Origin of the sequence: Aquimarina sp. Aq107 (genome assembly GCF_943733665.1) — a bacterium.
Classification (GTDB): Bacteria; Bacteroidota; Bacteroidia; order Flavobacteriales; family Flavobacteriaceae; genus Aquimarina.
This window is the reverse complement of the sequence record NZ_OX030782.1, coordinates 4541442-4564512: the sequence shown is the minus strand read 5'-3', so window position 1 is coordinate 4564512 and position 23071 is coordinate 4541442. Positions and strand designations below refer to the sequence as shown.

Annotated in this window: 20 protein-coding genes and 1 tRNA gene; 16 read left to right on the top strand and 5 right to left on the bottom strand. The window is 31.3% G+C overall.

Annotated features, from left to right (window positions below; all coding sequences use genetic code 11):
- The first annotated feature begins 118 nt into the window (after window positions 1–118).
- The 11 genes from NMK29_RS19765 (at window position 119) to NMK29_RS19715 (ending at window position 10535) form a co-directional block, all read left to right on the top strand.
- Complete coding sequence (locus NMK29_RS19765; RefSeq protein WP_108802832.1) at window positions 119–784, top strand: DUF2461 domain-containing protein; 666 nt, start codon at window positions 119–121, stop codon at window positions 782–784.
- Window positions 784–1146, top strand: coding sequence for a TfoX/Sxy family protein (locus NMK29_RS19760; protein WP_108802833.1), 363 nt, complete (start codon window positions 784–786; stop codon window positions 1144–1146). Before NMK29_RS19765 ends, NMK29_RS19760 begins: the two co-directional genes overlap by 1 nt.
- Window positions 1147–1244: 98 nt before the next feature.
- Window positions 1245–2459 (top strand): FtsX-like permease family protein, encoded by a 1215-nt coding sequence (locus tag NMK29_RS19755; RefSeq protein WP_108802834.1) that lies wholly within the window; start codon window positions 1245–1247, stop codon window positions 2457–2459.
- Window positions 2456–3124 carry an ABC transporter ATP-binding protein gene (locus tag NMK29_RS19750; protein ID WP_108802835.1) on the top strand — a complete coding sequence of 223 codons (669 nt, stop codon included), beginning with the start codon at window positions 2456–2458 and terminating at the stop codon, window positions 3122–3124. The genes NMK29_RS19755 and NMK29_RS19750 overlap by 4 nt, the downstream gene beginning before the upstream one ends.
- 27 nt (window positions 3125–3151) lie before the next feature.
- Complete coding sequence (locus tag NMK29_RS19745; protein ID WP_108802836.1) at window positions 3152–3538, top strand: thiol-disulfide oxidoreductase DCC family protein; 387 nt, start codon at window positions 3152–3154, stop codon at window positions 3536–3538.
- 131 nt (window positions 3539–3669) lie between these two features.
- Entirely contained in the window at window positions 3670–5367 is a 1698-nt protein-coding gene (locus tag NMK29_RS19740; protein ID WP_159092166.1) for a helix-turn-helix domain-containing protein, read from the top strand.
- A gap of 143 nt (window positions 5368–5510) precedes the next feature.
- Window positions 5511–5669 carry a hypothetical protein gene (locus tag NMK29_RS19735; RefSeq protein ID WP_159092167.1) on the top strand — a complete coding sequence of 53 codons (159 nt, stop codon included), beginning with the start codon at window positions 5511–5513 and terminating at the stop codon, window positions 5667–5669.
- Window positions 5670–5881: 212 nt separating this feature from the next.
- Window positions 5882–6034, top strand: coding sequence for a hypothetical protein (locus tag NMK29_RS19730; RefSeq protein WP_155839727.1), 153 nt, complete (start codon window positions 5882–5884; stop codon window positions 6032–6034).
- Window positions 6035–6175: 141 nt separating this feature from the next.
- Window positions 6176–7399: a lanthionine synthetase C family protein gene (locus NMK29_RS19725; RefSeq protein ID WP_108802838.1), complete on the top strand. Its 1224-nt coding sequence runs from the start codon at window positions 6176–6178 to the stop codon at window positions 7397–7399.
- A gap of 17 nt (window positions 7400–7416) precedes the next feature.
- Complete coding sequence (locus NMK29_RS19720) at window positions 7417–9651, top strand: lantibiotic dehydratase family protein (protein WP_159092168.1); 2235 nt, start codon at window positions 7417–7419, stop codon at window positions 9649–9651.
- The gene (locus tag NMK29_RS19715) at window positions 9651–10535 is read left to right on the top strand and encodes a thiopeptide-type bacteriocin biosynthesis protein (RefSeq protein WP_108802840.1); all 885 of its coding nucleotides are present in this window, start codon (window positions 9651–9653) and stop codon (window positions 10533–10535) included. The genes NMK29_RS19720 and NMK29_RS19715 overlap by 1 nt, the downstream gene beginning before the upstream one ends.
- A 96-nt stretch (window positions 10536–10631) precedes the next feature.
- Here the strand turns inward: NMK29_RS19715 and NMK29_RS19710 are convergent, their stop codons facing one another.
- The gene (locus tag NMK29_RS19710; RefSeq protein ID WP_254097269.1) at window positions 10632–15359 is read right to left on the bottom strand and encodes an Ig-like domain-containing protein; all 4728 of its coding nucleotides are present in this window, start codon (window positions 15357–15359) and stop codon (window positions 10632–10634) included.
- Between the two features lie 335 nt (window positions 15360–15694).
- Between NMK29_RS19710 and NMK29_RS19705 the strand changes: the two genes are divergently transcribed.
- Window positions 15695–16429: a DUF6503 family protein gene (locus NMK29_RS19705; RefSeq protein ID WP_159092213.1), complete on the top strand. Its 735-nt coding sequence runs from the start codon at window positions 15695–15697 to the stop codon at window positions 16427–16429.
- 24 nt (window positions 16430–16453) lie between these two features.
- Here the strand turns inward: NMK29_RS19705 and NMK29_RS19700 are convergent, their stop codons facing one another.
- Window positions 16454–16609 carry a hypothetical protein gene (locus NMK29_RS19700; protein WP_159092212.1) on the bottom strand — a complete coding sequence of 52 codons (156 nt, stop codon included), beginning with the start codon at window positions 16607–16609 and terminating at the stop codon, window positions 16454–16456.
- 264 nt (window positions 16610–16873) lie between these two features.
- Here NMK29_RS19700 and NMK29_RS19695 point away from each other — a divergent pair, with 264 nt between their 5' ends.
- Together NMK29_RS19695 and NMK29_RS19690 are read left to right on the top strand one after the other, a co-directional pair.
- Entirely contained in the window at window positions 16874–18319 is a 1446-nt protein-coding gene (locus NMK29_RS19695; RefSeq protein ID WP_159092211.1) for a serine hydrolase domain-containing protein, read from the top strand.
- Window positions 18320–19148: 829 nt separating this feature from the next.
- Window positions 19149–19550: an AraC family transcriptional regulator gene (locus tag NMK29_RS19690; protein WP_159092210.1), complete on the top strand. Its 402-nt coding sequence runs from the start codon at window positions 19149–19151 to the stop codon at window positions 19548–19550.
- 103 nt (window positions 19551–19653) lie between these two features.
- Here the strand turns inward: NMK29_RS19690 and NMK29_RS19685 are convergent.
- Both NMK29_RS19685 and rseP read right to left on the bottom strand, forming a co-directional pair.
- A tRNA-Asn gene (locus NMK29_RS19685) sits at window positions 19654–19727 on the bottom strand.
- Window positions 19728–19822: 95 nt separating this feature from the next.
- Window positions 19823–21136: an RIP metalloprotease RseP gene (gene rseP, locus NMK29_RS19680; protein ID WP_108803319.1), complete on the bottom strand. Its 1314-nt coding sequence runs from the start codon at window positions 21134–21136 to the stop codon at window positions 19823–19825.
- Window positions 21137–21292: 156 nt separating this feature from the next.
- Between rseP and NMK29_RS19675 the strand changes: the two genes are divergently transcribed.
- Window positions 21293–21967, top strand: coding sequence for an SCO family protein (locus NMK29_RS19675; RefSeq protein ID WP_108803318.1), 675 nt, complete (start codon window positions 21293–21295; stop codon window positions 21965–21967).
- A gap of 97 nt (window positions 21968–22064) precedes the next feature.
- Here the strand turns inward: NMK29_RS19675 and NMK29_RS19670 are convergent, their stop codons facing one another.
- Complete coding sequence (locus NMK29_RS19670) at window positions 22065–22523, bottom strand: hypothetical protein (RefSeq protein ID WP_108803317.1); 459 nt, start codon at window positions 22521–22523, stop codon at window positions 22065–22067.
- A gap of 318 nt (window positions 22524–22841) precedes the next feature.
- Here NMK29_RS19670 and NMK29_RS19665 point away from each other — a divergent pair, with 318 nt between their 5' ends.
- Window positions 22842–23069: a FeoA family protein gene (locus NMK29_RS19665; protein WP_108803327.1), complete on the top strand. Its 228-nt coding sequence runs from the start codon at window positions 22842–22844 to the stop codon at window positions 23067–23069.
- The last annotated feature ends 2 nt before the right edge of the window (window positions 23070–23071 follow it).

The window sequence follows — 23071 nt, the reverse complement described above, 5'->3', positions numbered from 1 at the left end:
ACTAGAACGAAATCACAGCGCCATTGATTTTTTGTTGAAACGGACAAGAATTACACATACGTTTTGATTTCGTTCTAATTTCTAGTTTGATTATATTTAAATATTAATAACTTCACTTATGCAATATTTTACTGAAGATTTTGTAAACTTTTTTAAAGAACTTGAACAAAACAATCATAAAGAATGGTTTCACGCTAACAAGAAAAGATACGACTTAAGTATTAAGAAACCTTTCGAGGTTTTTGTGGATAGGATGATTCAGGAAATACAAAAATATGATCCTACTTTAGAAATTGAAGCAAAGGATTGTATACTTCGTATTAACAAGGATATTCGTTTTTCTAAAGATAAAACTCCATATAATATCCATTATACAGCATTTGTATCTAGAGGAGGTCGCAAAGATAAGAGCGTTCCGGGAATGTTTTTACGATTTTCTCCAGAAATGGTAGGTGTGATGGGTGGGTGTTTTGGTGTTTCGAAAGAACAATTACACGGTATACGAACTAAAATTAGCCAAGATTCTTCAGGATTTAGAAAATTATTAAATGACGATGATTTTGTTCAAAAATTTGGTAGCATAAAAGGACGAGCATTAAAGCGCGTCCCTAAAGAGTGGAAAGAAGCTTTCGAAAAAGAGCCTTTAATTGCTAATAAACAATTTTATTTTGTTGGTGAAGAATCTCCAGATCTCATTACCAGTGAATCTTTGATAGATAAGCTTATGGATTATTGGAAGGTGATGCGTCCAATGAATGAATATTTAACTAAAGCAATATATTAATGGCATATAATGAATATTTGGCGGATAGAATCAACCGGATTTTTAGAGATAAAAGAGCTAACTTTTATACTAAAAAAATGATGGGAGGCCTTTGCTTTATGGTGGATGATAAGATGTGTTGTGGGATTCATTATGACAAGAAAAAGGAAACAGATTTACTGATGGCCCGTATTGGAGAGGAAGCATATAAAAATGCTATAAAAAGAGAAGGGTGTTATCCTATGGATTTTACTGGTAGACCTATGAAAGGGTATGCGTTTGTTACTCCAGATGGGTTCGATTTAGATAAGGACCTAGAATATTGGATACAATTATGTCTGGATTTTAACCCTATTGCAAAAAGTAGTAAAAGAAATAAATAGTTAGTTTTTGGTTTTGAATATTGGTAAGGTTCGAAATTACAGAAATATACTATTATTAATTAGTGTAATCATATTCTTGCTATAGCGACCTAAGAAATATGTCAAATCAAGTTTTTAATAAAACCAATGTATTTATTGCATTACAATATCTTTCTGCAAGGAAAAAGCAAAGCTTTTTAGCTACTATTGGTGTGTTATTGGGTGTGACTACTTTTATTGTAATGATTAATTTCATGACGGGTGTCAATGACTTTTTGGATGATGCTGTTTTTAATGGTAGTCCAGATATTATTGTTAGTAAAAAAACAAACATCGAATTAAAAAACAATTCATTAGTACCGTCTAACTATATAGAAAACGGTGAAAGAATCAATATGTTTTTAGCAAATCATGAAAATGTACACTCTTTTGCGCAACAGATAATTTCACCAGCAATTTTAATTAGTGATACAAAGCAATTTCCAGGAAGTATCAATGGTGTTTTTCCTGACCAAGAGCAAACCGTGGTTGATCTAGAAAGACGTTTGATAGCAGGAGAAGGTTTTTCTAGTTTGTTAAATGAAAATACAATTCTTTTAGGGATAAGCTTGGCAAAGAGATTAGAAATATCCGTGGGTGATACGATTAAAATGATACTTCCCAATGGAAAGAATCAAGCGTTAAAAGTTTCTGGTATTTTTAGTTTTGGGATAACCACTATTGATAATGTTAGAACATATGTTTCTGCAAGTACTTTGCGAAATTTATTAGGAAACGAAAATGGTATAACCAATATTCATATTAAGTTAAAAGACAGAAATAATGTGAATCTTAAGGAAGATCTCATAAAGAACATAGATACAATTACCACAGAAGATTGGAAAGATAGTAATAAGACTATTGTAATAGGAAATAAGGTGCGTGACATTCTTACTTGGTCTGTTTCTTTTGCCTTACTCTTAGTTGCTGGATTTGGGATCTATAATATTCTAAATATTACAGTAATTCAGAAGAGAAAGGATATCGCAGTATTAAAAACTATTGGATATTCTAGCAATGATATTGTTTTCATTTTTTTAATACAATCATTGATCATTGGAGTTTTAGGAGCGTTTTTTGGCGGAATTTTAGGGTATGTAATTAGTTATATGATTTCGACAACACCATTGGATACTTCTGATTTCATCATTGTAGATACATATCCTATTAATTTTAGAATGTCTTACTATATTTTAGGGTTTTTGTTTGGTGTTTTGACCACTATTGTTTCTGGATATTTCCCTTCTAGAAAAGCAAGTAAAGTGGATCCAGTAACAATTATTAGAGGAATATGATATTAGAGGCACAACATATTAACAAATACTTTCTTAATCCAGAAAAGCATCAGGTATTAAAGAATATTTCTTTATCAATTTCTGAAGGAGAGTTGGTTTCGGTATTTGGAGAATCCGGAAGCGGAAAATCAACCTTGTTATATATCCTATCCACCCTAGATATGGATTTTGAAGGGATTTTGAATATCCATAATCAAGATGTTAAAGACTTAACGCCTTCATCACTTACCGATTTTAGAAATAAATATATCGGTTTTGTATATCAGTTTCATTATTTACTTCCTGAGTTTGACGTATTGCAGAATGTAATGCTTCCAGCGATGAAATTATCAGAAAAAAGTAAAGAAGAAATTAAAAAAGATGCTTTTATCTTGTTGGAAGAAGTAGGTATGAAAGATTTTGCAAAGCGTCCATCATATCAACTTTCTGGAGGACAACAACAACGGGTAGCTATTGCTAGAGCACTAATCAATGATCCTTCTTTGGTTGTAGCTGATGAGCCGACAGGAAATTTGGATCAGAAAAATTCTGAAATGATATTTGAATTATTAAAAGAAATTACCGGATCTAGAAATAAAGCGGTAGTAATTGCAACGCACAATCCTAAAATTTATCTTAATTCTCATCGTAGTATTGAAATGATTGATGGTTTTATACGACTATAGAGTTGTAAAAACTTAAAAATCAATAAAATGGAAACTTCTTTAAACAAAAGTATTATTATATTCGATGGAGAATGTAATCTGTGTAATGGTGTAGTTGGTTGGTTAATGCAATTTGCTCCAGAAGATCTTTTCCATTTTACTCCGTTTCAATCACCTCAAGGTCAAGAATACCTAAAAAAATATGGATATCCTACAGAGCAATTAGATACCGTAATTCTTATTGACGAAAATGGATCTCATACACATTCAGACGGCTTTTTAAGAATTGTTTCTAAAATCCCAAAATGGAAACGAGTAGCTGCTCTATTAGCGTTTATACCAAGAATGTTCCGTGATGGGATTTATAAATTAGCTTCTCGTAACAGAGTAAAGTGGTTTGGGCAATCGCAAAGTTGTACGATCAATTTTAGATAAGCGAAATCTTTTTTGAGAATAAGGCATTCAAAACAGCTTAAAAAGAATCATTACATTTGGATGATCACACAATATCAATCTGAATGTTTTTTTTTGTTAATAGATATATCCCAAAGTTTCTACTTTATTGTTTGTTTGTATCAAGTCTTTTTACGATAAAAATTCAAGCTCAGGAAAAAGGTTTAGTAGTAGTTGATAGTTTAAAAAACAAAACGGTTACAGAATTAATTGATTTGATCAAGACTTCTAGGATCGATGAAAGCGCAGTTTATGAAGTAGCTCTAAATAAATCTAGGATACCAAATACAAATCTTGCCATTGTATATTCCGACATTGGATATTATTTCTATAAGAAAGAAGAATCCGAGAGAAGCTTATCTTATTTAGATAAAGCTATAAAAATTTCTTCAGCAAATAATGATGATAAAACTCTATGTGAGGCATATAAACGTCAAGGAAATTCTTATTTACAAGATTGGCAAAATCAAGAAGCATTAGATGCGTATCATAAGGTCTTAGGAATGGCGCAGAAAAAAGGAGATCTTAAAAATGAGATTGTTGCTAAATCTAATATTGCTATAGTTTTAAGGCGCATGAATCAGTTGGATAATGCATTAGTTGATTGTAATAAATTACTAAGTTTTATCGATAAAACATCATTTAAGAATGGTAAAAATCATGTAAATGTACTCACTATTATTAGCGAAGTGTATTTGGATTTAGAAAAATTTGACTCTGTTGTTAAATATACCAATATAGGTATAAAAATGAGTGAACTTTTGGATTATCAAATAGCTATTGCTGATCTATATATTAAAAAAGGTATTGTTTTTTATCAAAGTAAAGATTTTGATCAAGCGTTAGATTTTTTATATAAAGCAGAACGCATTTTAGAGAACCTAAAGGTTAGTAAAAGATCAAATCAATGGATCAACGTTAATTATTTTTTGGCAAGTTATTTTTACGATCATAAATCCTATGATAAAGCAATTAGTTATTTGTTAGAAACTATAAATGCTTTAAAAGAAAGTGATTTAAGAAAGAACAGAGTTATTGATGCATATGTACTTCTGGCCAAAAGTTATAAAGAGATAGGAGATGGCGATGCATCTATTCACTGGTTTACTAAGCATCAAGAATTACAGGATCAGTTCCAAAAAGATAAAGACAAAACCGTTAACAAAATATATGATCAAAACACTCAACAATTGGGCGATCAAATTAAAAAATTAGAAAAAAAACGAGTAAAAGAACAACAGTATAAGAAGTATATTTTAGGAATTTTGATATTAGTTTTTTTAATAATGGTTACAGTGTTAATTGTGTATTTCCGAAAACAGAAATCAAATAAAATTGTATTTAATGAGCTTGTAAAAAAAATATCAGATTTAGAAACTAGAGAAAGAATAGAACCAGTATCCAGAAAAGACGTAGCAAAAGAGATTATAATAGATGATGAAAAAATCAACGAAGTTCTTAAAGGATTGCTTAAGATGGAACAACAAGAGTATTTTTTAAATTTAGATTGTAATTTGAGGTCAATTGCAAAAAAGGTAAAAACAAATGCTACGTATCTTTCTAAAATTATTAATACCTATAAAGCGAAGAGTTTTAATGATTATATAAATGATCTTAGAATTGACTATGCTCTTAAAAGACTAAAGAATGATAAAAAATTCCGGTCGTTTTCGATAACTTCGATTGCATCAGAAATAGGCTATAAAAGTGATAATTCTTTTACAAAGCATTTTAAAGCAAAAACAGGGCTTAATCCATCTTATTATATAAAAAATATAGAAAAATTACCTTCTGGATCTAATGATATTTAAATGAAGTTATGAGCACCGCATTTTGTTCAAAATGAGGTTTACATGTTATGATTTGATAGCGATAAAAAGTATATTTCTTGTGTCTAATTATTATTTATTCCAAACTTTTTTAAAGGAATAAATAACACATAAAACATATACTCATGAAGAACAAACAAAGAAACACGATTACACTTAAAAAGCTTACTATAGCTAGGATAAATATAGATGTTATGAAAAAAGTAAAAGGTGGAGATTGCCTGCCAACAGAGGTGCACTGTGATTCATACGTATATTGTGAATCAACCAAAGAAGTATATTAAAATAAAAGATCATTAGATAAGTAAGAAGAGCCTCAGTAATGAGGCTTTTTTTATGCCTTATTTTGTTTAAAATACGTAGGTTAAATTTTATATCACCCTATTTTGTCAATAATTTTAAAGTAGCAAAATTCTTGATTAGAATTAATTCTTAAAAAAATGGGGAAGCCGAAAACCATAAACAGAGTAGGTAATTTTAAAAATTATACAATATCATGAAAAAATCATTGAAAAAATTGGAGCTTAAAAAACAAACGATTAGTGACTTAAACCTTAATAAAATAAAGGGTGGTATTGATCCAACACATTGTTGTCCTACCCTAGATGCTTTTAATAGCTGTCCTCCTCCAGGAAGATATTGTTTCTAAAAACCAATGGGTCATACTTTGACATATTTTTAAAAATGATGTCATTGTATGTGTCTTAATACAAGTTTTTTTAATATTTTAAACGCGAAAACTGCCTTAATTTTAGGCAGTTTTTTTATAATACTACATTAAGAAAAATAAATGAATACATTTAAACCTATATTGTTAGATAAATTAGAAAAAATTAGTGTCATTCTTTCTGAAAATTATAAGATGAATGAACATGTTGGTGTTTTATCAGGTATTTCTGGAATTGCATTGTTTAATTTTTATTATTCTAAGTTTACTAATCAAGAATCTCATGCTTATATAGGAGTAGAGATGATATCTTCTGTAATTGAAAAAATTAATGAAGGATATAGTTTTCCTACTTTCTGTACTGGAATTGCTGGAGCAGGTTGGGTAATAGAATTGTTAGAGGAAGAAGAGTTTATTGATGTAGATAGTGATGAACTTCTATCGGACCTGGATGATTATTTAAGCAGTGCTATCTTACAAATGGGAGAGAAAGATAAATTTTATGATTTTCTTCATGGAGTAATAGGGATTGGATTTTATTTTTTTAAAAGATATCAGAGGACAAAATCTGTAGATTTAAAAGAATACTATAAAGTAAAACTTTTAGAGATTGTGGCTTCTCTTAAAAGAACTGCTATTGAAGAAAATAGTATGATGAAATGGGAAAGTTATCTCGTAGAAAATAAAGAAGTTAAAGGCTGTAACTTAAGTCTTTCTCATGGAATGTCGAGTATAATAAACTTTTTATCGCGTTTGGCAATTTATGATGACTTTTATGATGAAGTAATATCTATAATAGAGAAAGCTACTCAGTTTATTCTAAGTAATGAAAACAAAGATGTATCTTGTTCTTCGTTTTTTCCAAGTTGGGTATATGAAGGAAAGGGAAAGAATGATAATGAGAGATTGGCATGGTGTTATGGGGATTTAGGTATTGGTTTAACCTTATGGAGAGTTGGAAAAGTTTTAAAAAATGATACAATTATTCAAAAAGGAATAGACACAGTGGAAAACTCTTGTAAAAGAAGGGATCTTATAGAGGCTAAAGTAAAAGACAATGGTCTATGTCATGGTACCTTTGGTATGGTACAGATTTATAATTATATGTATAAAGAAACAAAAAAAGTAATTTTCAAAGAAACAGCAGATTATTGGATGGAACAAGGACTTAAAATGGCTGTTCACGAAGATGGATATGTAGGTTATAAACAATGGTATGGGGGAACGGATGAAGGTTGGAGAAAAGAAATCAATTTATTAGAAGGTGTAGCAGGAATTGGACTGAGTATCATCTCTTATTTAGCACCATTCGAGACGAAATGGGATGAGTGTTTATTAATCAGTTAATTCGAAGTAGCAAAACTATGAGCTATAAAAACTTTTCTAAGTACGTTTTAAGAACACCGCTCTTTTCTTTTTCATTTTATAAAGAGTTAACTAAAAACGAAGAACTAAGTGAAGAAGAACTAAAAGCAGTTTGTACAGATAAAATTGTTAAAGAAGCGATTTTTTTAGCATCTCCTTCATTATATCAGGAGTTTGAAAAGTGGCTAAAAGGAGAAATCAAGGAGAAAGCAGCATCAGAACGTATGATGTATTCTGTTTTGAAATATCTTAGTAGGATGTCTTCCAGATGTACTCCATTTGGTCTTTTTGCCGGTACTGCGGTTGGAGAATTTTCGAATATAACATCTATAGAACTTTCTGATAAGTCTAAGAATAATCGGCATACACGATTAGATATGAATTATCTGGTAGCGTTATCTCAGGATATCGTAAAAGATAAGAAAATCCGGAATCAACTCTTGTTTTACCCTAATACCAGTATATATAAAGCAGGAAAACAACTTAGGTATGTAGAATATTCTTATATAAACAGTAGAAGGGTGCATCATATTGTTGCAGTAGAGGACTCAGAATATTTACAAAAGGTACTAACTAAAGTAAAAAAAGGAGCATTACTTAGTGATTTAGCGGAAGTATTAGTAGACGATGAAATTACTTATGAAGAAGCTTCTGGATATATTGATCAATTGGTAGAAAGTCAATTATTAATTAGTGAATTAGAACCTTCTGTTTCTGGACCAGAATTTTTGGATCAGATAATGCCGGTTTTAAAGAAATTATCAGGAACTGATCATATTATTTCTGAATTGGAAAATGCTCGAGAAACGTTGGAACATATTGATAAAAAAATGGGTAATTCTGCCCAAGAATATATCAATCTTAGCGAATCTCTTAAGAAGTTAGAAACTGGTTTTGAGTTAAAATATATGTTTCAAACGGATATGAATTTGTCTGTGGAGAAGAACACACTGAGTTATGATACGATAAGAAAAATAAGAAGAGGGTTATCATTACTTAACAAATTGACCTTGCCTCCGAAAGAAACATTTATTTCTAGATTTAAATCAGCTTTTTATGAACGTTATGAGAGTAGAGAGGTGTCTTTATCAAAAGCGCTTGATGTAGAACTAGGAATTGGTTTTTTACAAGATAAAGACTCTGGAGATGTGAGTCAGATTATTGATGACCTTTTACTACCATATAAACAAGAAAAAGTAGCTGTAAAAGAGGTTAAATGGTCTTCGATACAATCAATTCTTCATAAAAAATTAGTTTCGTCTATAAAAGAAGGAAAACATTTATTAGAACTTACAGATAAGGATTTTGAAGGATTAGAAGAAAACTGGCAGGATTTGCCAGATACGATTTCTTCTATGGTAGAATTAGTAGAAATAGATAGTACACAAAAAATAGTAATGTCTAGTTGTGGAGGCTCGAGCGCAGCTAATTTATTAGGGCGTTTTTGTCACGGTGATGATTCTTTAAATACCTACACTCAGGAAATAATTGATTTAGAAACCAAGTTAAATCCAGACAAAATTTTAGCAGAAATAGTGCATTTACCAGAATCAAGAGTTGGTAATATTTTGATGCGACCTAATTTTAGAAAATATGAAATTCCTTATTTAGCAAAATCTATTATTACTGATCAAGATCAACTTTTGTTAGATGATTTAATGATTTCTGCAAGCCCAAGAGGTAAAGTAAAATTACGTTCCAAAAAATTTAATAAAGAAGTGCTTCCCCATTTAACAAATGCCCATAATTTTTTGAGTAATGCTTTACCGATTTATCAGTTTTTAGCAAATATGCAAACGCAAAATGTAAGAAGTGGAATTGGTTTTGATTGGGGGCCGTTTTCGGACGAGTATGATTTTTTACCAAGAGTTGAGTATAAAGATGTTATATTCTCTAATGCAACTTGGAATATTTCATCATTAGATATTGCTGATTTATTGAAATCTCAAAAGAATGATGATGAATTTAAGATCGAATTACATAAAATTATTGATGCTAAAAAACTACCTCAGTTTGTACTTCTTGTAGATGGAGATAATGAATTGTTAATTAATACGCGGAATGTAACATCAATGAAAATGTTGCTGAATACAGTAAAGAAGAGAGGAAGATTTAAATTAAAGGAATTTTTGCATTCGGAAGATAGTTCTATAAAAGAGGGAGAAAATACGTTTACAAATCAAATTGTGGTGTCTTTTTATAACGAAACCAAACTAAAAAATATACAGAATTAATGGTTGATGTACAAAGATCCTTTATTATAGGTAGTGAGTGGTTGTATTATAAAATATATACTGGACCTAAAACCTCTGATCTGATTCTTACCGATATTGTTAAACCAATTACTACGCATCTTTTAGACAAAGGAATTATTGATAAATGGTTTTTTATAAGATATAATGATCCGAAGCATCATATTAGATTGAGATTTCACTATAATAAACCTGAAAATATTGCTGAGGTTATAAACACATTATATGGCTCGCTAAAAGAGTTTTCTGATGAAGATCTTATATGGAAAATACAATTGGATACATATCAAAGAGAGGTAGAGCGATACGGAGTAGAAACTATGAGTATCTCAGAAGAATTATTTTTTTTGGATAGCAGAATGATAGTGGATTTTTTAGATATGATTGACGGAGATGAAGGAGAAGAATTGAGGTGGTTATTTGGGGTTAGAGCTATAGATCAATTACTTCAGGATTTTGGTTATAGTGAAGATGATAAGTTGGCTTTATTGGAACGTTTAAAGACTGGATTTGGTGTTGAGTTTGGAATGAATAAGGGGCTTAAGAAGCAAATGGATAAGAAATTCAGAAATGAACATGATAAAATTAAAAATTTCCTAAGTTTCGAAAGAGATTCAGATCCAGATTACGCTCCGATTATTGATGTTTTAGATGAGAAAAGTATAAGTAGTAAAGATTTGGTTAAAGAAATATTGACGATTGTAGATAAAAATCAATTAGATGATATGATGAGTAGTTATATTCATATGCTTATGAATCGATTGTTTAGGTCTAAGAATCGTTTACACGAAATGGTATTGTATGATTTATTATATAGAACCTATAAAGTAGCTTGGGGGATAAGAAAATTTAAGAATAAAACGTAATAGATAGAAAATAGAGTGTTATTTGAAAAGTTTGAGGCACTATATTTCAACCAAAGTGGTTTAATTCTAATATATCCATATACTCAAAGAATGAAATTATTCTTTGAGTATTTTTTTTGTTATCGAGTCTGTTTCAGAAATTATTCTCATTAAATATAAACCGGAATGAATCGAAGATATGTCAATGCTGTTAGTAATACTATTGATATCTAATGTTTCGGAAAATATTAGTTTACCTTGAATATCAAAAAATTCAACACGTTTTAAATTTAAACTGATTTCACCTGATATATTGATTGTATTTCTTGATGGTATTGGATAAATAGTAATAAGATTTGATAGACTTTCGTCATTAATACCTAAAGTATTATCAAAATTAATTATGAATTGAGTTGTAGCGATATTTCCATTGCCATAGAGATCAGTAAAACTATTTGTATTAATATCAATAGCAACTGTTCCTGTTGATGTTGCAGTGATCATAGCTTGGTAGGATAATCCGTCACCAGAAAGATTACTTACAATTCCATTTTGAACAATAATATCATTTAAATCAAAATCATTGATTTCTTCACTAAAAGTAATAGTGATTTCAAATGAAGAATTACCTGTTGGATTACTTTCAGTAGAAGTAATACTTGCCGTCGGAGGTGTATCATCTATGATAAACATATTTACACTAGATGAGTTAACACATGTTCTGTCTACGGTATATGTAATGGTGTAGGTATTAGGTATTGAATTGGTTAGATCGATTTCTCCAGTGTTATTATCGATAACTAATCCCGATGGTAAGGATGTAAAAACACCACCTGTTAATCCAGTTATTACAGGAACTGTATTTGATCCAGTAGTTGAAAAAGAAGACGCTGGATATAAAAATGATGCGTCATCTAAATCATTAATTGTAATGTCAAAATTAGATGAATTCGAACAAGTTCCCGTAGTTGTATAGGTTACTACATAATCACCTGCATCACTATCTGCGATATTTATTACTCCCGAAGAAGGATCAATTACAAGTCCCGTTGTACTACTGAATACTCCACCAGTTAGCCCTGTAATTGTTGGAGTTGTATTTTGTTGATCAGAACAATATATAGCTTGATCGTAGCTAAAGCTCGGATCATCAAGTTCAGTAATATTTACATTAGTTTGACTAGAGTTCGGACAGGTTCCCGTAGTTGTATAGGTTACTACATAATCACCTGCATCACTATCTGCGATATTTATTACTCCCGAAGAAGGATCAATTACAAGTCCCGTTGTACTGCTGAATACTCCACCAGTTAGCCCTGTAATTGTTGGAGTTGTATTTTGTTGATCAGAACAATATATAGCTTGATCGTAGCTAAAGCTCGGATCATCAAGTTCAGTAATATTTACATTAGTTTGACTAGAGTTCGTACAGGTTCCCGTAGTTGTATATGTTACCACATAATCACCTGCATCACTATCCGCAATATTTATTACACCTGAAGAAGGATCAATTACAAGTCCCGTTGTACTGCTGAATACTCCACCAGTTAGCCCTGTAATTGTTGGGGCAGTGTTTGGCTCATTCTCACAATAGATTGCTTGATCGTAGCTAAAGCTCGGATCATCAAGTTCCGTTATGTTTACATTAGTTTGGCTAGAGTTCGGACAGGTTCCCGTAGTTGTGTATGTTACCACATAATCACCTGCATCACTATCCGCAATATTTATTACACCTGAAGAAGGATCAATTACAAGTCCGGTTGTACTACTGAATACTCCACCAGTTAGCCCTGTAATTGTTGGAGTAGTGTTTGGCTCATTCTCACAATAGATTGCTTGATCGTAGCTAAAGCTCGGATCATCAAGTTCAGTAATACTTACATTAGTTTGGTTAGAGTTCGGACAGGTTCCCGTAGTTGTGTATGTTACCACGTAATCACCTGCATCACTATCCGCAATATTTATTACACCTGAAGAAGGATCAATTACAAGTCCCGTTGTACTGCTGAATACTCCACCAGTTAGCCCTGTAATTGTTGGAGTTGTATTTGGTTGATTCTCACAATAAATTGCTTGATCGTAGCTAAAGCTCGGATCATCAAGTTCCGTTATGTTTACATTAGTTTGGCTAGAGTTCGTACAGGTTCCCGTAGTTGTGTATGTTACCACGTAATCACCTGCATCACTATCCGCAATATTTATTACACCTGAAGAAGGATCAATTACAAGTCCCGTTGTACTGCTGAATACTCCACCAGTTAGCCCTGTAATTGTTGGAGTTGTATTTGGTTGATCAGAACAATATATTGCTTGATCATAGCTAAAGCTCGGATCATCAAGTTCCGTTATATTTACATTAGTTTGACTAGAGTTCGGACAGGTTCCCGTAGTTGTGTATGTTACCACATAATCACCTGCATCACTATCCGCAATATTTATTACACCTGAAGAAGGATCAATTACAAGTCCAGTTGTACTGCTGAATACTCCGCCAGTTAGCCCCGTAATTGTTGGAGTTGTATTTGGCTCATTCTCACAATAGATTGCTTGATCGTAGCTAAAGCTCGGATCATCAAGTTCCGTTATGTTTACATTAGTTTGGCTAGAGTTCGGACAGGTTCCCGTAGTTGTGTATGTTACCACATAATCACCTGCATCACTATCCGCAATATTTATTACACCTGAAGAAGGATCAATTACAAGTCCGGTTGTACTACTGAATACTCCACCAGTTAGCCCTGTAATTGTTGGAGTAGTGTTTGGCTCATTCTCACAATAGATTGCTTGATCGTAGCTAAAGCTCGGATCATCAAGTTCCGTTATGTTTACATTAGTTTGGCTAGAGTTCGGACAGGTTCCCGTAGTTGTGTATGTTACCACATAATCACCTGCATCACTATCCGCAATATTTATTACACCTGAAGAAGGATCAATTACAAGTCCGGTTGTACTACTGAATACTCCACCAGTTAGCCCTGTAATTGTTGGAGTAGTGTTTGGCTCATTCTCACAATAGATTGCTTGATCGTAGCTAAAGCTCGGATCATCAAGTTCCGTTATGTTTACATTAGTTTGGCTAGAGTTCGGACAGGTTCCCGTAGTTGTGTATGTTACCACATAATCACCTGCATCACTATCCGCAATATTTATTACACCTGAAGAAGGATCAATTACAAGTCCGGTTGTACTACTGAATACTCCACCAGTTAGCCCTGTAATTGTTGGAGTAGTGTTTGGCTCATTCTCACAATAGATTGCTTGATCGTAGCTAAAGCTCGGATCATCAAGTTCCGTTATGTTTACATTAGTTTGGCTAGAGTTCGGACAGGTTCCCGTAGTTGTGTATGTTACCACATAATCACCTGCATCACTATCCGCAATATTTATTACACCTGAAGAAGGATCAATTACAAGTCCGGTTGTACTGCTGAATACTCCACCAGTTAGCCCCGTAATTGTTGGAGTAGTGTTTGGCTCATTCTCACAATAGATTGCTTGATCGTAGCTAAAACTAGAATCATCAATAGGATTAACGTTAATTGTAATTGTTAAGCAATTAGCTGTTGTCTCATCTATACAAGTGATATCACCATCTTCTGCTCTTATATAGTATGTAGTACTAGGTGCAGTAGGGGTTACTTCGAATGTTGAATTGTTTATGGTAGTAGTTCCTAGTAAATTTCCTCCACAGGAGTCCGTATAAATAGACCAGGTGGAAGCAATATTAAGATCACCAGATATGGTTATATTTGTCGTTTCACCTTCACATACTTCTGTAGTTGCAGAAATGTTGGGAATACTTGGAGCTACACATACCGGAATTTGTTTAAACCAAGCAAATCTTGCTACATTAAAACTACCTAGAATTGCATCTTTTAAACCATCTCCATCAACATCTCCAAAATCTATAGTCGGGAAACTTCCAATTTCTCCAAGAGTTAATTCACCATTGAATGTATTTTGGACTGAAGCAAAATTCGGAACTGTAGATGTCCCAGTATTTTCTAACCATCTAACAAACCCAGTATCAATCATAAAGAACATGTCTAAATCTCCGTCTTTGTCAAAATCTTCAAATACGGGTATTGGAACATCCATATTGTTAAAAGCACTTTCATCAATCCAAGGGCTATCCGCTTCAGACTGTCGTTCAAAGCTGGGATTATTTTTTGTGCCTATATTTTTGAAATAAGTTAGTTTATCACTACCAAGTGCAACGAGATCTAGATCAGAATCATTATCAAGATCTACAAAACCTAAACCAGGAAATTCGGCTATCTCTTGATTATGAAGTCCTGATATACCATCCGGAATATATTCAAATACAGGAATTTCAGGGGAGCCTATGTTTCTGTAAAAAAGAACGTCATTATTTCGATCGCGTTCATAATCATAATCTGTACCTATAAATAAATCAAGATCTCCGTCATCATCAATATCTGCAAGTTGAGGTCTATTTTGGTTCCTTACTGTTAAATTTCTATCAATCCAAATAGTATCTAAAGTGGGTATAGATGCCGACACCCAGTTTGGAGTGGTAATTGTACCTTCGTTTTTAAAATAGTGTACTGTACCTCCTTGGCTACCAGAAATAAAATCTAGATCTCCATCATTATCTAGATCTCCGAGTACTGCAGATCGTAGACGACCTCTTGTGATAGATGTGTTCGGTATTGTTGCTACATCCAATCCTGCAGGAACTGATCCTGGTCCAGTAGATGTTCCGTCGGGATTATTAAGAAGACTTCCTCCTCTAAACTCCCAACTTATATGATCAGCTTGGGAAAATAAGAGTTGATTCCCTAGCATAAGGAGTAAATAAATAGAAATTAATTTTTTTATCATTTTATTCCAAGTATAGCGGTTAGTTCTATAAAATCTAGAGCCGAATTATAAAAGCTTTTTCTACAATTTTTTAAATAATACTATTATTGATAAAAACCAATTATATAATAAGGCAAATAATCGAGAATTGGTTATATCTCGTTGCCTTCGGTTTTAACAATAGTATTGTAATTATCTAGGGGAGGGGATATTAGATAATTTTTTTCCTTTATTACTTTTCGGCAAAACTAGTAATTAAGTTTTTGTTTAACAAAATAAAGTTATATTAATAATTTACTTTGTGATAAGGTAGAATATAGGCTAAAGATTAATTCAACTATTCTAAAAATATAATGATGTTAAAGATCATAAAAGTATTCCAAATTATCTGTGTTATGCTATTGTCTCTGCAGTCCTGCAAAAATGAATTGGATTCAAAGGAAATAATACTAAAATCATTAGAGGCGCATGGTGGATTAGAAAAATGGAGCAGTGCAAAGAAGCTCTCATATAAAAAAACTACTATTTTATATGATAGTATTGGAGCTATAGAGAAGAAAATTATACAAACCCATAAAAATACATTCAGTCCAAAGTTTAGGGCAGAAACGGTATGGGTAGAGAGTGCTGTTCAAAAGAAAGTTGTATTCGAGGATGATAAAATTAGCGTGTACTTTGATAACGTTATACAAGGTGATCCAGAGTTAAAAGAAAAGTATTATAAATCTATTTTTGCCGCACACTATGTTATCTGGCAACCTTATAAATTGTTAGATGAGGAGGTTATATTATCTTATATTGGAATTGATACAATAGATAGTAAAGAAGTTCATGTAGTGAAAGTTGCTTATTTTGAAGAGGATGGTTCTCCTGCGAATACTTGGTGGTATTATTTTGATGCATTAACGTATAAATTAGTCGGTAATATGGTACATCACGGGACTACTTATAGTTATATTGTAAATACAAAATATGAAGATAAAACGGGTTTATCCCTTAACGCCGAACGTAAAAGTTATATGACGGATAGTTTAAGGAACCCTATGTTTTTAAGAGCAGATTACTCTTACGAAATTTTAGGATTTAATTAATAATAGAACAAAAGTTAACAGGTGTTAATCTGACAAACAATATCTTCCGGGTTCGGGCATTGCCATTGTTGTTGATATATCAATAAAATCATTACATTCACCGGTAGTGTTGTTAGAACCACCGTTTATTTTTGTTAGTTCGGTTCTAGATAGTTTTTTGAATTTTTTTAAACTCTTCATTTTTAAAATGATTTGAATGAACTTAAAGTTAAAAAATATATTTGATAATATTGATAAGTTTTATTGTTTCTTAGTTTTTCTTCAGAATGTTTTATACTAAAAATAATATGTTCAGATCTAGACAAATTGGCGATGGAGTTTTTGAAAAAATAAGTTCGCTTTTTTTAAATGGGACTTTTAATTCATTTCTTAAAATTAATATTGTTCAATAATAAAGGATATACATTCTTTATTAGTACTTCATCATCAATTAAAAGAAAAAAAATGAAAAAAAACCTATTGCATGTTTTAATACTAGTAATTATTAGTGTCTCATGCGTTAATAAAAAAAATGTAGAGACAAGTTGCAACTTGAAAAACAATATTGACATCTATGTTACCAATGTAATGAAGTTGCATAATATCCCAGGTTTGGCTATTTCTGTTATACAAAATGATAGTATAATTTATCAAACTTATAAAGGAAAATCTTCATTGGAGCAAAACAGGAATGTTGACGAACAAACATTGTTTAGAATGTTTTCTTCAACAAAACTAATAACATCTACTGCTGTTTTTCAACTTATAGAAAAGGGAAAAATCAGCTTGAATGATAAAATTTCAAAATATCTTAACAATTTACCACTTAAGTGGCGTGATATTAGAATCAACAATTTATTAAGTCATTCATCTGGACTACCTGATATGATTAGATATAAATGGGATTTAACAGATGATCAGTTAATTGAAAAACTATCTAATGATGAAATGGATTTTGAAAGAGGAAATCAATTTGAATACAATCAAACTAATTATTGGCTTCTTTCTCAAATAATCGAAAATGTCTCTGGATTGTCTTTTGCAGAGTTTGTAATTAGGAATCAATTTAATGGTGACTATGATAATGTATTGTTTTCATCCAATGCTACAGATGATATTCCTAAAAGAGCAACAAGGTATTTCTATAATTATAAGACTAAAGAGTTTGATAAAGACAAGAATAATAGTGGGGCGAGAGGGTTTTCTGGTAATGGATTAAACATTACTCTTGATGAGTTTGTTAAGTGGAATTCTAAATTAGATAATAATGAATTGCTTAATAGTGAATCAAAAAAAATGTTATGGACACTTTTTAATTATAAAAACAAAACAGATAAATTTTTGCACGGGTGGGGAATCTATCCGGTAAATAACCTGAAATCTGTTGGTTTTTCTGGGGGAAATTGTGTAGGATTTAGAAAGTTTTTAGATAATAATACAACTATTATTTTACTTTCAAATGGTTATTTACATCCAGCTTATGATATCATAATAGATGATATTGCTAGGATGACAATTCCAGAATTAAAAACTAAAGATTTGACTTTGGAAGAAGATATTATGAGCTTAGTGGTGAATAAAGAATATGAAAAGGCAGAATTAGTATTTAAAACACTTATCTCAGAAAACTTGGAAACCGAGTTTTATAATTTGAAGTGGAATATAAATGGGATAGGAAATACATTGAATTATAATAGTGATTTTGCAGCATTTGATGTTTACAATATTCTTTTAATGACATTTCCAGAGTGGTGGATTCCTCAAGCAGGTTTGGCTGAGACATACGAAAAACAAGGAGATACTTTAGGAGCTATAGCTGGTTATAAACGTGCGATTAAGATGAATGTGGTTAATAAGTGGAACTACAATGACCAAATGAACGCCAAGATAAAAGAATTAGAAAACAATTAACAAAATTGTATTTATAATCCATTTTGAACAGTAGTTATTTGAACATGCTTATTTTAGCATTTATACTACTGTTTCTTTTATGGGTCAAGATTTTATTTTGGAAAAAGCCACAATACTTGTATTTTTCATTGCATTGGTGTTAGCTTTATTTTTGTTTACTGTTAAAAGCAAAAGACATAATAAAGTTAGCAATATGTTAATGGGATTATTTTTGTTGATATTGGCGATTCATATCAGTGTTTTTCTTTATTCTGATTACATTAGAACACCTTTAATTTTTGAGCAGTTAAGAGATCAATTTATGCTCTTTTCCGGGCCTCTACTTTATTTGTACTTGATTTCATCTATGTATCTTGACTTCAAGTTAAACAAGGGACACTTATTACATATAATACCATTTGTTTTGGTAATCATAATTTTTATTCCAAGATTTTTTTCTGTAAGTGAAACAGATCGAATGGTTTTTTATCAATCGTATCATTCTCATTTAGAAGCAAAATTATACTCTTTTTTAAATATGGTTACTATTAGCTTCTATTTGATACTTATGTGTGTGGAATTAAAAAAATATAAATTGATATTATTAGAAAATTATTCAGATAAAAGATATTTTAATTACAAATGGTTAAATCAGTTAACTTTTTTGTTAGTGTTGTTATTTATTTTTTCATTCTTCAGAACGGCAATTATTTATTTTGGGAATCATGAGGAAATATTAAATATAAGAATTTTTCATACTATTTATTTAGTATTGTTTGTGTCTTGGCTGATACTAAAAAGTTTGTATTCTCCGGAAATTTTCCGTGCTGTGGATACTAAACATAAGTTAGTGAAAAATTTGTATCTAAATAATTCTCAAAATATAAATTTGAATCAAGTAAGTGATCAGAAAGAAATTCAAGAAAAAATTGTAAAATTAAGACAACACATTGAAATTAATCAGTCTTTTCTTAATTCTACATTAAGCATAAAGGAGCTTGCAAATAGTGTTGGTATGGAAACTCAGGAGTTGTCAATTTTGATTAATCGTTATATTGGCAAGCATTTTTTTGATTTCATTAATGAGTATAGAATTGAGATGGCTATCAAAATTCTTGAAGACCCTAATAGAAGATCCAGTCATGTTTTGGAGATATTGTATGAAGTAGGTTTTAATTCCAAATCATCTTTTCATAGAGCTTTTAGAAAATACACTAGAAAAACTCCTAAAGATTATAGAGCTAAATTTTAAAAAAGATAAGTGTATTATGACAACCTTGCTTTAGTTTTTTCCAAATGTAACTTTAATAAACAATTGTAAAACAAAAAAGTTCAACATTTCTGTTGAACTTTTGCTCCCCCTCTTGGACTCGAACCAAGGACCCTCTGATTAACAGTCAGATGCTCTAACCAACTGAGCTAAGGAGGAATATCTCTTTACAATCGAGAAGTGTTTTTCTCTTTTGCGAGTGCAAATATATACTATTTTTTAAAACACAAAAAGATTTTTTTGATTTTTTATTATTATTCAAAGATAGCTCGATAAATATCATTCCCATTTGCAAAAAGCAACAAAGCGATTAGTATAACAAAACCAACGAGTTGTGCATATTCCATAAACTTATCATTAGGTTTTCTCCCAGCAATGATTTCATATAATAAAAACATTACATGTCCTCCATCTAATGCAGGAATTGGTAAAATATTCATGAAAGCTAAAATAATCGAAATAAAAGCTGTTGTGCTCCAAAAAGCAGCCCAATCCCATACAGGAGGGAATAAATTACCTATGGCAGCAAATCCACCAATCTGAGTAGCTCCTTTTTTAGTAAACACATACTTAAACTGTGCAATATAATCGTGAAGTTTCCAATAACTGTAGTTAAACCCTTCACCTATGCTTTCTCCAAAAGAAAATTCATCTTTGTTTATCTTATAATAAACAGGTAATACTCCAATAGTACCTTCTTCATCCGTTGTTACAGAAATAGTTTGTTGCGATCCGTCTCTTAGAAAGGTGATCTGAATTTCTTCTTCTTTTTTTGGTTTTACTTCCTTCTGAAATTGATGCCACCAACTAATTTTTTTACCATTAACAGATAAAATTTCATCTCCATTTCTAAGTCCAGCTTTATATGCTGGTCGATCAGCAACTACGGTATCAAGGACAGTTTTTAGTCTTATGCCAAAAGGTTCCATAACACCTTCTTCAAACATGGTTGCACCAATGTCTTCTGGGATGTCGATAGTTTTAGTATTTCCATCAACTGATAATACGGTAATGTTTTTTACATCTCTTAAGAAAAGATACATATTTACATCTCTTGCATCTTTAAAATCTTCACCATTTACCTTAAGGACTCTATCACCATCTTTAAACCCATATTCTTCAAATATTTCTGCAACTTCATATCCATCCGGTATATCCTCAGAAGAAACATAAGAAATTCCCCAAGTGAATATAATTGCCATATATATTAAAAACCCAAGGATGATGTTTACGGTAACACCTCCAAGCATAATAATTAATCGTTGCCAAGCTGGTTTTGATCTAAATTCCCATGGTTGCGGTGGCCCAGCCATTTGCTCCTTGTCCATGCTCTCATCGATCATTCCAGAAATTTTAACATACCCACCTAATGGTAACCATCCAATTCCATAAACCGTTTCTCCGATTTTTTTCTTAAATAACGAGTATTTTACATCAAAGAATAAATAGAATTTTTCTACTCGTGTCTTAAATAGCTTTGCTGGAATAAAGTGTCCTAATTCGTGTAGAACGATTAGGATAGACAAACTTAATAATAGCTGTAATGCTTTTATAATTATCGGACTCATATGGTCTTATTCAAAATTAAATCACGCAAAAGTAACCTTTTAGAGTAGTTTATGAAAGAAATCAAGGATACAGATTCCGGTTTTAATATTTTTTTAGCGAAAACCATAATTTTATAAAAGATAAACCTTGTAATTTTGTAACTCTAAAATGTAAGTATGCTTCGATTCTTTGCTAAGTACAAATTCTTTGCCATAGTTTTATTTGTACTATCTGCGATTATTATTTCAATAATTTATTCAATTCTAAAACCAAAAAGAGTTTTACAAGTATATGAACCGGATATGGTGAGTTTAGAATTAGTAGATAGTACGGTTCAGTATGTACGTAAATATCATAAGATAGCGGATTTTAATCTTTTAAATCAGAATGGTGAGATAGTTACACAAGCTAATTATGAAGATAAGATTTATGTTGCGGATTTTTTTTTTACAACATGTCAGACCATTTGTCCAATAATGACAGATCACATGAAGCTTATCCAAGGAAGATTAAAAAATGATCCAGATATTCAGTTATTATCTCACACAGTAATTCCGGAAACAGATGGAGTACCACAATTAAAAGAATATGCAATTAGAAAAGGAGTTGATGATACTCGATGGAATTTGGTAACTGGCGATAAAAAGCATATTTATGATCTTGCACGCAAATCATATTTAGTAGCAAAATCAAATGGTGATGGTGGGCCTTATGATATGATTCATACCGAAAATTTCGTATTAGTTGATAAGAAAAAGCGTATTAGAGGGTTTTATGACGGAACTGATTTAGAAGAAATTGAACGGCTATTAGAAGATATAGAAATCTTAAAAAATGAAGGGGTAAAATAACACAGTTGCTTTTTGTGTAAAATTCGGTTTCTTAAAAAACAACTGTGTTTTTCTAGGGAAAAAATAACAAGTAATCTAGTTACCTTTATCCATAATATTACCATTCAGGTTCAAGGCCAATTGTAAATGAGGTAGGAGTACATCGTGTATAGGAAACTGCAATACCATCCTTGTTAACATAGCAAATTAATTTTTCGTCCCATCCATCAGGACAATCTGGTCTCCAAGGAGGTAAATTTTCTACTGTGGGGATCACTAGTTTATCAAATAAAATAGTACTCCCATCTCTTTGTAGGATTTGAAAGCTGGTGATATGCGCATTATGTAGTTTGTAAGATAATTGACTACCTGTATGCTCATTTTTTGCAACTAGATAAACTCCATCTTTTTTAGGTTTTCTAACCGTATATTCATCATACTTTTCGATTTTATCGTTTTTGTCTTCACTGGATACGTCCAAATTTTCTTGTTCTAAGCTGTTCTTTTCACAAGAATAAATAACTGCAATCAAGCAGAACATTAATGTTTGCAGTAATATTTTTTTATAATTTTTCATTTTATAACTTTTTAATTAGATCTTACTCTATTTTAAGGCTTTTCAGTTTCCGCCTTTTTCTAAATTTAGATATGATGAAATTAAAGCTACATACTTTCTTACATATCCGAAAAATTTGAATTTCAATGATTTCGGACTTTTTTTGGGGTGTTAACCCTTTTTTGAATAGGTTTAAAACTATTTTTATTAATGAAATCTAAAAAGAAAAGACAGGAAGAACATTTTAACAACTTGTAATTGGTTTTTCTAAGAGATAGTTTTTTCAATAGATATTTTTCCACTACTTTTGCCTTGTTTAAAATTATTCTAAATAAAGGCTTGAAAATTACTATAGCAAATCTCAAAAAGGGTCAGCGAGCGTTGATTAAGGAAATAACGTCTGATACTATTCCGCTAAAATTATTGGAAATGGGCTGCTTACCTGGTAATGAAGTGCAATTATTGCAAACCGCACCGTTTCAATGCCCAATGTATCTTACAATCAATGGTAGCCATCTCGCCATACGCAAAGAAATTGCTTCACAAATTGAGATTGAAATTATTTAATA